The 12,100-nt window shown below is 59.2% G+C and carries 10 protein-coding genes; all 10 read right to left on the minus strand.

The window, feature by feature from the left end; all coding sequences use genetic code 11:
* Nucleotides 1-4 precede the first annotated feature (4 nt).
* The 10 genes from GSUB_RS15850 to scpA all read right to left on the minus strand — a co-directional run bounded on the left by GSUB_RS15850 (nucleotide 5) and on the right by scpA (nucleotide 12,076).
* Entirely contained in the window at nucleotides 5-1,717 is a 1,713-nt protein-coding gene (locus GSUB_RS15850; protein WP_040201702.1) for a nickel-dependent hydrogenase large subunit, read from the minus strand.
* Nucleotides 1,718-1,720: 3 nt separating this feature from the next.
* Nucleotides 1,721-2,821 (minus strand): hydrogenase small subunit, encoded by a 1,101-nt coding sequence (locus GSUB_RS15855; RefSeq protein WP_040202705.1) that lies wholly within the window; start codon nucleotides 2,819-2,821, stop codon nucleotides 1,721-1,723.
* Between the two features lie 428 nt (nucleotides 2,822-3,249).
* Nucleotides 3,250-5,004, minus strand: coding sequence for an FG-GAP repeat domain-containing protein (locus GSUB_RS15860; RefSeq protein WP_235269960.1), 1,755 nt, complete (start codon nucleotides 5,002-5,004; stop codon nucleotides 3,250-3,252).
* Between the two features lie 210 nt (nucleotides 5,005-5,214).
* A complete protein-coding gene (locus GSUB_RS15870) occupies nucleotides 5,215-6,603 on the minus strand; it encodes a hypothetical protein (RefSeq protein ID WP_040201705.1) in 1,389 nt (462 codons plus the stop codon).
* 79 nt (nucleotides 6,604-6,682) lie between these two features.
* The gene (locus tag GSUB_RS19440; protein ID WP_158414104.1) at nucleotides 6,683-6,829 is read right to left on the minus strand and encodes a hypothetical protein; all 147 of its coding nucleotides are present in this window, start codon (nucleotides 6,827-6,829) and stop codon (nucleotides 6,683-6,685) included.
* 293 nt (nucleotides 6,830-7,122) lie between these two features.
* Nucleotides 7,123-7,632 carry a TlpA family protein disulfide reductase gene (locus tag GSUB_RS15880; RefSeq protein WP_158414105.1) on the minus strand — a complete coding sequence of 170 codons (510 nt, stop codon included), beginning with the start codon at nucleotides 7,630-7,632 and terminating at the stop codon, nucleotides 7,123-7,125.
* Between the two features lie 307 nt (nucleotides 7,633-7,939).
* Nucleotides 7,940-8,347, minus strand: a complete 408-nt coding sequence (gene mce, locus GSUB_RS15885; protein WP_040201708.1) for a methylmalonyl-CoA epimerase — start codon at nucleotides 8,345-8,347, stop codon at nucleotides 7,940-7,942.
* A 147-nt stretch (nucleotides 8,348-8,494) separates the two neighbouring features.
* Nucleotides 8,495-8,869 carry a GxxExxY protein gene (locus tag GSUB_RS15890; protein ID WP_200890158.1) on the minus strand — a complete coding sequence of 125 codons (375 nt, stop codon included), beginning with the start codon at nucleotides 8,867-8,869 and terminating at the stop codon, nucleotides 8,495-8,497.
* Between the two features lie 65 nt (nucleotides 8,870-8,934).
* Entirely contained in the window at nucleotides 8,935-9,912 is a 978-nt protein-coding gene (gene meaB / locus GSUB_RS15895; protein ID WP_052465007.1) for a methylmalonyl Co-A mutase-associated GTPase MeaB, read from the minus strand.
* 19 nt (nucleotides 9,913-9,931) lie between these two features.
* The gene (gene scpA, locus GSUB_RS15900; RefSeq protein WP_040201710.1) at nucleotides 9,932-12,076 is read right to left on the minus strand and encodes a methylmalonyl-CoA mutase; all 2,145 of its coding nucleotides are present in this window, start codon (nucleotides 12,074-12,076) and stop codon (nucleotides 9,932-9,934) included.
* Nucleotides 12,077-12,100 lie beyond the last annotated feature (24 nt).

Genomic DNA, 12,100 nt, shown 5'->3' on the forward strand with positions numbered 1-12,100 from the left:
CGGCCTACACGACGCGGACGTTAACCACCTCATTCCCCCTGCCATCGAGCACATGCACCGCGCAGGCCAGGCAGGGATCGAAGGAGTGGATGGTGCGCAGGATCTCCAGCGGCTGTTCCTCGTTGGCGATGGGGGTGCCGATCAAAGCGGCTTCGTAGGGGCCGATCTGCCCCTTGGCGTCGCGCGGCCCGGCGTTCCAGGTGGAGGGCACGACGGCCTGGAAGTTGGCGATGGCGCCGTTTTCGATGCGCAGCCAATGCCCCAGCGCTCCACGCGGCGCCTCATGGAAGCCGTAGCCGAACACCTCTTTCGGCCAGGTTGAGGGCTCCCAGCGTTCTGCGTTATGCGTTTCGAGAATGCCGCGGCCCATGTTGTCGGCCAGCTGATCGAGCCAGGTTTCGGCTTTCTGCGCCAGCAGCAGGGTCTCCATGCCGCGCGCCGCGGTGCGCCCCAGGGTCGAGAACAGCACCTCGGCACCGACGTTGAGCTTGTTGAGGACAAAGTGAACGATCTCCTGCACCTGCGGCTGTCCGGCGGCGTAGGCCGTCACCATGCGGGCCAGCGGCCCCACCTCCATGGGCTGATCGTCGTAACGCGGTGCCTTGACCCAGCTGTATTTCGCTTCCGTATCGAGAAAATCGTAGGGCGGCTTGGGGCCGGTGTAGTTGGGCACCGTCTCCCCTTTAAACGGATGCAGGCCGCGCTGGTCGCCATCGGCGTATTCGTACCAGGAGCGGGTGACATATTCGGCGATCTTTTCCTGGTCCACCGGCAGTACCCGCGTGAGATCCCGCCCCATGACAATGCCTCGCGGCATGAAAAAGCTGTCCGGCCCGCCGTTTTCGCGGTCGGGATAATCGCCGTAGCAGAGGAAGTTGCCGACGCCGCCCCCCACCTGCGCCCAATCGGTATAGAACGACGCTATCGCCAGCAGATCGGGGATATAGGCCTGCTCGGTGAAGGCGCGCGCCTTGCGGAAGAATTTGCGCAGCTGCGCGATCTTGTCGGCGTTGAGGGCATTCTGGCTGTCGGGATCAATGGGGATCGCCATGCCGCCCACCAGGAAGGTCTGCGGATGCGGGTTTTTCGAGCCGAGGATGGCGTGGATCTTGATGATCTCCTTCTGCAGGTCGAGTGCATCGAGATAATGGGCCACCGCCATCAGGTTGGCTTCCGGGGGCAGCTTGTAGGCCGAATGCCCCCAGTAGGCGTTCTGGAACGGCCCCAGCCGTCCCGTGCCGGCAAAAGCCTTGATCTTGTCCTGCACGGTTTTGAAGTAGGCGGTGCTGGAACGCGGATAGTCGGAGATGGACTGGGCCAACCTGCTGGTAGCGGCCGGGTCCGCCGACAGGGCGCTGACGATATCGACCCAGTCGAGGGCATGCAGGTGATAGAAGTGAACGATGTGATCCTGGATGTTCTGCGCCGCCATGATCAGGTTGCGGATCAGGCGGGCATTGTCCGGCACCTGGATGCCGAGAGCATGCTCCACCGCACGGATACTGGCCATGGAGTGCACGGTGGTGCACACCCCGCAGAAACGCTGGGTGAAATGATGGGCGTCACGGGGGTCGCGCCCCTTGAGGATGGTTTCGATACCGCGGAACGCCGTGGAAGAACTCCAGGCATCGACAATGCGGCCGTTTTCGATACGGGCCTCGATGCGCAGGTGCCCCTCGATGCGGGTAATGGGATCAACAACAATTTTGCGCGACATCGATCAATCCTCCTTGATAATCTTTTCGGCTTCGTGTTGGTCCGTTTTGCGGAATGCGCTCACTACGCCGTGCGCACCGAACGCCAGCGCCGTCGCCGCCGCCAGACCGAGGCCGATCTTGTCAGCGGTCGCTTCAATGCCGAAACCGGGCACATTGGGCAGGCGCCGGTAGAAGGGCGTCATGCTGTCCCAGAATCCCGGCTCGGAGCAGCCGATGCAGCCATGCCCTGCCATCACCGGCCAGCTCAGGCCGTCGTTGTAGCGCACCGTCGGGCAGTTGTGCCAGGTCTCGGGGCCTTTGCAGCCCAGCTTGTACAGGCACCACCCCTGGCGATGGCCGTAATCGCCGAAGGTTTCGGCATACTGGCCGGCATCGAAATGCCCGCGCCGCTCACAGTTGTCGTGAATGCGCTTGCCGTAGGCGAAGCGGGGGCGGCCGAAACGGTCCGCCGCCGGCAGACGGCCGAAAGTGAGAAAATGAACCAGGGCTGCCGACAGGTTGGCGGCATTGACCGGGCAACCGGGCAGGTTGAGAACCGTCGCGTTGGGCACCACTTCCTTGACGGAACGCGCCTCGGTGGGGTTGGGCGCCGCCGCCGGCAGTCCACCGAAGGTGGCGCAGGTTCCCACGGCGATGGTGGCCAGGGCGTTGCCGCACACCTTGCGGGTGATCTCTTCGGCACTCTGCCCGGCGACAGTGCAGTAGGCACCGCTCTTACCGGTGGGGATCGATCCCTCAACGATGGCGATATAGCGCCCTTTGTACTTCTCCATGGCCTGATGCCTGGCTTCTTCCGCCTGGTGTCCGGCGGCGGCCATGACGATCTCGGCGTACTCGAGGGAGATGGTGTCGAGGATGATCTGCACGGCGGTCGGTGCGCTGGAGCGCAGGAAGGCCTCCGAGTCGCCACTGCAGCTCTGGAATTCCAGCCAGATCACCGGCGGGCGGGTATCGTCCTGTTCCAGCGCCGCGGCGATGCGCGGCATGAAGGTCACGGGGAGGGCCAGGGTGGCGGCCATGGTGGAGCAGAAGGTGAGAAAATCGCGGCGACTCACGCCCCGCGCCTCCCATGTGCGCAACGTCTCTTCGGGAATGGCCGCCATCGCGGATTCGGCCTCTGTCTGCCGGCTCATGAATGCGCCTCCTTGGGTTTGGAGCTTGACAAGCTGATCGCAAGTTCAAAACGCTGTTTATCTTAGTTGCCGAAACTAAAGGCGACTGTACATTAAATTCAAGGAAATCAGGGGTATTCTTCGCTCAAAACGCTATAATTCTAACACCCTTCAAGACAGCCGCAAGCAGAGCTGAAAAAATAATGGCGTTAAATTGACAGGAATCCAGCCCTAAGCTCCCCCCTCCCAACCTCCCCCCGCTGGGAGGAGGAGCAAAAAGCCCCCTCTCCCAGCGGGAGAAGGCGGGGGGTGAGGGAGGTGTCGCCCAATGCCCAAAGCCTTAAGCCCTGCATACAGAAAAAGCCCCCCAAAACGGGAGGCTTCTTCAATTACAAAGTGTGACCAGCGTAAAATAAAACCTACTGCAGCTCGTAAACCACCACGCCGCTGCGCCCCTCGGTGGTGAAGCCGGGGCGGCTGAAGGTCACGGTCATCGCGACCTCCAACTGGCCGTCATGATCGACATCCGCCACCTGAAAATCAGCCATGTAACCCTGCTGCTCCTGGGTATGCCAGAGTTCGCGCAGGGTATTGCCGTCCCACTGCAGGGCGGTCAGGCGGCTTGGGCCCAGCTCGCGGAAACGGTCGGTAATCTTCCACCCCTTGTTGAGGGGCACCAGGATTTCCCCGTCGGGGCCCATGGCAAGATTCGCCTTGATGAACACGGCGCGTGGTTCATTCGACATTCCAGCTGAAGAATCAGACCGCTCGAAAAACACTTCGCTGCCGCCGTAATCGCTGCTGCTCTGCCACAACACTTCACCGTTCGAGTTCAGAACCTGGAGTGTGCCGGTGCGATTGAGATAGGCAAAGAGCGTTCCGCGGGCCTCATCCACAAACGGGACAAAGCCGAACAGGCTGACCGGAGACGGTACATCCACGGAGCGGCCTTCCACCAGGCGATCCTGCTGAACGTTCACACGAAACAGAGGTCCATCAAAATCGTTATTAAGCCCTCCCATGCGCTGCGCCAGCAGAATCCGTCCCTCACCGGGCCAGTCCACGCTCCGCAGAAACCAGGGGATCTGCTTTTCCGCCAGCCGCAGCTTTCCCTTTTCCATGACCAGCCGTCGTGAAGACGGACGCGCGCTTTCGGTGCCGTTGCGCACGGCAGTAACATAAAGCTCGGCGCGACCGTCGCCATCGACATCGATCGCATCCAGGGCGAGGCTCTTTTCCATGGCATCGAAAGTGATTTCATCCACAGGAACGAAGGTGCGATCTTCGACACGCCCCACCACAAGGGATTCCTTGAAAAGAACCGCCAGTTCAGGGCGTCCGTCGCCGTTCAGGTCACCGACCGCCATCGCCAGGGCACGGCCCTTCAACTCGGCGGCATTCCAGACCCCTTCATAATACTGTTCCTGCCTGCGGATGATACCGCCGCTGACCACTTCCGGCACAGAGGCAATGATGCCGCTGGTCTCGGCAGCGGCTTTTGCAGCCGGGGGCGTCGATACGGCAGGTTGCGACGAGGGCGCAGCAATGGGTGGCGCGGCAGGGACCTGCCGGGGGGCGGCCGCATAGGTATGGATCACCTCACCGCCGGGGCCCAGCACGGAAAGCTGCCCGCCGGAAAGCACAAACGCCAGATGGGCGCCGGTCTTCAGGGGGGCGCTCGGCGTGGCCGGCCGCGCACTCTGGGCGGCGTCGTAGCTCTGCCATTCAAGGGCCGGCAGCGCGGCGCGCAATTTCTGCTGAAACTCCTCGCCGACACCTTCGTAATCCCAGAAGACGGCAGAGGTCTGCTCATAGCGCCGGATCTTGTCGCCGCGCTTGATCTCGCCGCCCTCTCCCACCGGCACCGCATAACTGTAGCCGGACTTGATGCGCGTCACCCGCAGCACCGCCTTGGCCTCGTCCAAGGTGCCCAGCACCTCGCCGCTGACCGGGTGCACGATGCGCTCGCCCGACTGCACCACCGCGAACAGGTCGCCCGGCACCACGCCGCGCGAAGCGTCGAGGTCGATCAGGTATTCACCGCCCACCGGCATGATCACCACGCCGGAGAGCGGCTCGAAATCTTCTTTGATCTTCTCTTCCCACTGTGCCAGGGCCGGACCCGCCGCCAGCAACAGCAGGACCATCCCCATCAACCAACCAACATGGCGCATATTTTTCACAAAAAGAATCCTCCTGAAACAGAATGGTTCATGCAGGGTTCACACTATAGCAGAAAAAGCTTTATGACTCTATCGATTGATAACCAAACGGGAATCAATATTGAACGGTTTCGCAACGGGTAAAGACAAAGTTTTCACGGAACAGAAAAGGCCGGGACGAAGCCCGGCCTTTTCTGTTCTACAGTGTGACGTGCGCCAAGATTAGAAAGGCACGTTAACCATCAGGGTGGTGGTCCACACGTCATCGGGGTCTGCACCATCCTTGTCGAGAGCAGTTTTGTCATAGAAGTCGCCGAGAATGGCGTAGGCGCCGCGCAGGCTCACATCAAACTTGTCGGCAAACTTCTTGCCGATCTTGCCGGCAATTTCGTAACCGAGGGTGCTGCCTTCACGCTTGGCGGCACCATCAGGATTGTCGTCAGCGGCGAAGAAGGCACCCGCGCCGAAACCGGCATAGGTGTCCATCGGCAGGTTCTTGAAGTTACCGGAGAATACCAGGCCATGCAGACCGTAACCGCCTTCGACCGAGTCATAAATGGCGAAACGGTTTTTATTCACGTTGTTGACAAATGCGTCCACCAGGAAGATGCTCAGGTTTTCACCGGTGAATTCATAGTTGCCGTGGGACATGAAGAAGCGGTCAAGATCGTCTTCGTCATCGTCGGGGCTGAAGTACATGTAGCGCAGGCCGAGATCGCCGTTCTGAACGACCATGTTGCCCTTGACGCTGGCAGCCCAGGCCTGACTGTCGACATCCTTGCCGGTCGTACCGTTAAGTACTTCACCGTCCTGATACAGGATCCAGCCCTGCAGGCCAAGATTGCCGAAACGATAGTCGCCATACAGGCCGGCCCACCACAGTTCGGCGTCAAGGTTGGGACCTTCGTTCATGGCATTTTTGGCGAAGTCGGTGGTAGCGCCGAAACCATTGTCACTGTTGTTGTCGTAATAGTAAACGGCTACGCCAGCTTTGGCGTAATCGCCATACTTATGGGACACGTCAACGCCATAGAAATCGGTGTCGTCCCACTTGAAGGCATCATCCCCTTCCGACCACTTGGAGTAGATCAGGGAGTAGTCAAGGACACCGACTTTGCCGCTCAGGTTGATGGCCGCCATGTCGTTGAAAAAGACGACGCCGTCGAAGGAGTCTTTGATCCCTTGAATACCCAAGCGCAGATTGGAGTTGGCATCAGGTATCTTGAAATCGACAAAAATGTTTTTAGTTTCGATGTTGACGCCATCTGCACCGACCATACCACCACCGCCATGGGAGTGAGTATCACCTGCAGAGTCTTCTGCAAAAGCTTTTCCGGCTGAACCCCAAGTCGTATCAACCTCACCATAATAAACAAAGCTGACGTAATCGTTAAGGGTGTAGCCCAGTTTGGCGCGGAAGCGCTGGTCGATAACACTCATAGTGTCGGAGTCATCCTGACCGGCCAATCCGCCGCCAGCATTCACAGTCCGAATATTCTGCAGATATCCCTGGGTACGGAAGTACCCACCCAATGTAAACTCGGCCAGGGCGGGGGTGGCCATTGCCACGACAGCCGCCAGGGCAATCAGTATTCTTACGCTCTTACTCACTTTGACCTCCTGAATACAATAAAAAAATCGTTTTTTTTTCAGGCTGGCGATGCCAGCCGGCCCTTACGCCCGAAGCGTATTACTCGTGAGCCATCGGAGTTTCGAACTCATACCCGCAGGCGGGGCATTTGACGCGAACCTGTTTTTCGTCCTTCTTCATCCCGGCGCAAGCGCCCAGGGACAGGGCCAGCATGGCCACCATAACCAGAGTCATCAGCTTTTTCATTGTTTCACCTCCTCTCGTTGTCATGTCAGGATCAGTCAAGATCTCCCCGTCGGGAACCTTGAAGAAAAACATGTGTCTTTAAAATCCTCTACAAAATAGGTGCCAACAATCACCATTTTATGGTACGCCGCTCATATCCTGCTAAACACCTGAAAAACAGTCTTATTTTCTGAAACAGGGTTTTCCGCCGCGTCGCGCCTGCTGGCCTGCTGTTGAGTCCGCGCCACAGTGCTGTTGTTCAAATGCCACAAAGTTACACATCTCTGCGCAGCAGCTGAGAGCGAAAAACCATTTCAGGAACCCTCCTCTTCGATCGCCGCTTCCTTCACCAGGCTGCGCAGTTCATCGCTGGGGAGCTGCCCACCGTCGCGCAGCACCTTGAAGTCGCGGTCGATAACCAGCACGCGCGGAATAAGGTACACATTGTATGCACGATAGGCCTGACCGTTATCGACCAGGGGAACGAAGGTCATGCCGTATTCTCTGTCACCCAGGTATTTACGCACCATTTTCTCGGAGTCCTGCACAAAGACGTCGATGACAACGGCATCATGTTCCGACAGATAACGGTCGTTCGCCAGAAAGGTTTCGGTTTGCTGCTTGCAGGTGGGGCACCAGGTCGTAGCCAGCTTGAGGATGATCACACGCCCTTTGAAATCGGAGAGAGAGACCTCTTCACCGTCAAGGGAGGTCAGGGTGAAATCAGGCGGGGTGTCGCCAACGCCCAGGGAGAAAGCGGCGCCGGGCATCAGCATAACGAGGACGGAGAAAAAAAAGGACAACAGAAGGGCTTTTTTCATCATGAAATCCAAGTCGCCGGGCTGAGGTTGCTTCATAAAAACAGACATGAACCAGCCGGGGGCTGAAACTGCAAAACGGCATTTAGTAAAATAACCGAATTCTCAGTCTAGCGGATCAGCGTCCGACGTCAACCGCATAAAAACAGAGTTTTGTTTTAAAATTTTACTGACCTAGATTTTATCATTTTCACTCGGTTGTCAACCAAAAAAAATCGCAAGTAAATTCAGTCACCTGCGAACTAAAAACCGTATCATTTCTACAAAACGTTGTTTGTTTAAACTGGTTTAGCGGTCAAAATCAGCGCTTTTTTTAGTGGTCCCCCGGTTGGCACAGTTCGGTCAGCACACCTCCCGTCGCCTTGGGGTGCAGAAAGGCGATGGATGTGCCGTGAGCGCCGCGCCTCGGTGTCTCGTCGATCAGGCGCACGCCGGAGTCGCGCAGATCGGTCAGCGCTTTTTCGATATCATCGACTTCATAGGCCAGGTGATGAATCCCCTCGCCGTTCTTCTCGATGAACTTGGCCACCGGCGAATCGTCGGAGGTCGGCTCGAGCAGTTCCACCCGGCTTTCCCCAACCGCAAAAAACGCCACCCGCACCTTCTGCTCCGCCACCTCCTCAGTCCCCTCGAAGGCCATGCCGAGAACGTCGCAGTAGAAAGGTGTGGAAGCGTCGAGGCTTTTAACGGCGATACCGATATGGTTGATTTTTTTGGTCATTTGTTTAGGTCTCCTTTTTAAAAAACTCAACGCAGAGGCGGAGAGGAATTATAAGCACGGAGAGAAAAGCTGAAAATCATTTCGCTCCTTTGCAAGCAATTTAACGCAAAGACGGGGAGGAGTAAAAGCGCGGTGAGAAAAACCAAATCATGAATCGGGAAAATTGTTGACCAGGCGGTGGAAACCGTTTTTCAGGTAGCGTTCGCCAAAATTGATCACAAGCCCTAACGGTCGCTGGGTCAGTCGTAAATAAGTCAGCAATTGTGCCGCGAAAATCGGGTTGAATTTCTCTACGCTTTTTATCTCAAGGATGATGCTGTTTTCAACCATCAGGTCAAGCACCAAGGGGTGCTTGATAGCCTGGCCCTTGTAACTGACAGGAATTGAAACCTGCCGCTCGACGGAAAGTCCTCGAATCCTCATTTCGTGAACAAAAGCTTCCTCATAGATACTTTCAAGCAAGCCTGGCCCACCCAATACGCGATGAACCTCCATGGCCGCATCCAGCAGAATTCCGCTCAAACGATTCAACCACGCCGCTCTCTCTGCGCCTTTCTCCAAATCTCTCCGCCTCTCCGTTGAAAAATTCAATGCCTTTTAAACGCCTCCAGCAACCGCCTGGACGCCGCGCCGGGGGTGGTGATGCCCTGGGCGACGGCTTCGCGGATGGTGGGGAGCAGGTTTTCGACGCGGGGGTCGCGGAGGAAGAGGTCTTTGAGGTCGTCCATGAGCAGCGACCACATCCAGTCGAGGCTCTGGGTGCTGCGGCGCTTTTCAAAGTGGCCGTTTTTCTTCATGGTGGCGCGGAAGCCATCGATGGTCTGCCACACCTCGCCGATCCCCTCCCCCTTCAGGGCGCTGCACAGCAGGACCGGCACCTGCCAGTCGGGGCTGCGCGGCTGCAGGATATGCAGGGCGTTGAGGTACTGGCGGCGCGCCAGGTCGGCTTTGGGGCGGTTGTCCCCTTCGGCCTTGTTGATGACGATGGCGTCGGCGATCTCCATGACCCCTTTCTTGATCCCCTGCAGCTCGTCGCCCGCACCGGGGAGTTGCAGCAGCAGGAAGAAGTCGACCATGGAGGCGACGGTGATTTCGGACTGGCCGACGCCGACCGTCTCGACAATGATCACGTCATAGCCGGCCGCCTCGCACACCAGCATGGTCTCGCGGGTCTTGCGAGCCACGCCGCCGAGGGTCTCGCCGGCGGGAGAAGGGCGGATAAAGGCATTGGGGTCGCGGGCCAGATCCTCCATGCGGGTCTTGTCGCCGAGGATGCTGCCGCCCGAGATGCGCGAACTCGGGTCGACCGCCAGCACCGCGAGCCGATGACCTTGGGCGGTCAGGTGACGTCCAAAGGTTTCGATGAAGGTGCTTTTGCCGACCCCGGGCACGCCGGAGATACCGATGCGGATGGAGTTTCCGGTATCGGGCAGGAGTTCGTCGAGGAGGGTCGTCGCCGCGCGGGAGTGATCGAGGTTGCGGCTCTCTACCAAAGTAATGGCTTTGGCCAGCGCGCGGATGTTGCCCGCCCGCACGCCGGCCGCCAGATCATCAAGTTTGAACACGTTTATGGACCCCGTTTGCTCAGCGGCGCTTTTCTTCGATGGCTTCCAGGGTCTGAACCGCCGAGACGGAGATCGGCGTACCGGGGCCGAAAATCTTGGCTGCCCCGGCGGCAAACAGCATGTCATAGTCGGCGCGCGGAATCACGCCGCCGCAGACCACGGCGATATCGTCCGCACCGAGTTTTTTCAATTCCGCCACCAGCTGCGGCACCAGAGTCTTGTGCCCGGCGGCGAGGCTCGATACGCCAACCACGTGGACATCGTTTTCCACCGCCATCCTGGCCGCCTCTTCCGGAGTCTGGAACAGGGGGCCGACATCGACGTCGAAACCGGCATCAGCGTAGGCAGAAGCCACCACCTTGGCGCCGCGGTCATGACCGTCCTGCCCCATCTTGGCGATCAGGATGCGGGGACGGCGCCCCTCCTTTTCGGTGAAGGCCTCGACGGCCTTTTTCACCGCTTCGAAATCCTTGTCGTTCTGCACCACTTCTCCATAAGCTCCCGAAACGAGTTTGATCTCGGCGCGGTGGCGACCAAAGACCTTTTCCATGGCGTCGGAAATCTCTCCCACGGTGGCACGATGGCGGGCCGCCTCCACGCACAGCCCGAGCAGATTCTCCTTATCACTCTCGCAGGCGCGGGTGATGGCGTCAAGGGCCTTGCGGCAGGCATCCTCATCGCGCGTGGAGCGGATCTTCTCCAGCCGCCGGATCTGTGATTCGCGCACTGCGGCGTTGTCCACGTCGAGGGTTTCGATGGGCGATTCCTTGTCCACCTTGTACTTGTTGACGCCGACGATCACGTCGCGCCCCGAGTCGATGGCCGCCTGCTTGCGCGCCGCCGATTCTTCAATGCGCAGCTTGGGCATCCCCGATTCGATGGCCTTGGTCATGCCCCCCAGGTCCTCGATCTCCTTGAGGATCACGCGGGCTTCGTCGATCAGCGATGCGGTCAGCGATTCCACATAGTAGGAGCCGCCGAGGGGATCGACCACGTTGGTGATTCCGGTCTCCTCCTGGATCACCAGCTGGGTGTTGCGGGCGATGCGCGCGCTGTGGTCGGTCGGCAGGGCGATCGCCTCGTCGAGAGCGTTGGTATGCAGCGACTGGGTGCCGCCCAGCACCGCCGCCAGCGCCTCGAGAGTGGTGCGGATGACGTTGTTGTAGGGATCCTGCTCGGTCAGCGACCAGCCCGAGGTCTGGCAGTGGGTGCGCAGCATGGAGGATTTGGGGTTCTTCGGGTTGAAGCGGCTCATCAGCTCCGACCACAGGAAGCGCGCGGCGCGCAGCTTGGCCGCTTCCATGAAGAAGTTCATGCCGATGCCGAAGAAAAACGACAGCCGCGGCGCGAAGGAGTCGATGTCGAGCCCGCGGTCAAGAGCCGACTTGACATACTCGAGGCCGTCGCTCAGGGTGAAGGCCAGCTCCAGCACGTTGTTGGCGCCGGCTTCCTGAATGTGGTAGCCGGAGATGGAGATGGAGTTGAAGCGCGGCATGTGCTTCGAGGTGTACTCGATGATGTCGGCCACGATGCGCATGGAGGGCTCGGGCGGGTAGATGTAGGTGTTGCGCACCATGAATTCTTTGAGGATGTCATTCTGGATGGTGCCGGAGAGTTTCTCCTGGGAGACGCCCTGCTCCTCGGCGGCGACGATGTAGTTGGCCATGATGGGCAGCACCGCGCCGTTCATGGTCATCGACACCGACACCTGGTCAAGCGGGATGCCGTCGAAGAGGATCTTCATATCCTCCACCGAATCGATGGCCACCCCGGCCTTGCCCACATCGCCCTCGACGCGCGGATGGTCCGAGTCGTAACCGCGATGGGTGGCCAGGTCGAAGGCCACCGACAGCCCCTGCTGGCCGGCGGCGAGGTTGCGGCGGTAGAAGGCGTTGGATTCCTCGGCGGTGGAGAAGCCGGCGTACTGTCGTACCGTCCAGGGGCGGCCGGCGTACATGGTCGCCATGGGGCCGCGCACGTAAGGGGGCAGGCCCGGCAGGGAATCAGGCGCTTCGAGCTTTTCCAGGTCAGCCATGGTATAAAGGGGCTTGACCGTGATCCCTTCAGGGGTGTCCCATTTGAAATCGGACAGGTCGTCGGTCTTCTTCTCCTTCTTCGCCTGAGCTTCCCAATCGCTCAGGGTTTTCTTCTCGTAAAAACTCATCTCGGAAACCTCGTTATTGGGGTT

The organism is Geoalkalibacter subterraneus (assembly GCF_000827125.1).
In the GTDB taxonomy this organism is placed as follows: Bacteria; Desulfobacterota; Desulfuromonadia; order Desulfuromonadales; family Geoalkalibacteraceae; genus Geoalkalibacter_A; species Geoalkalibacter_A subterraneus.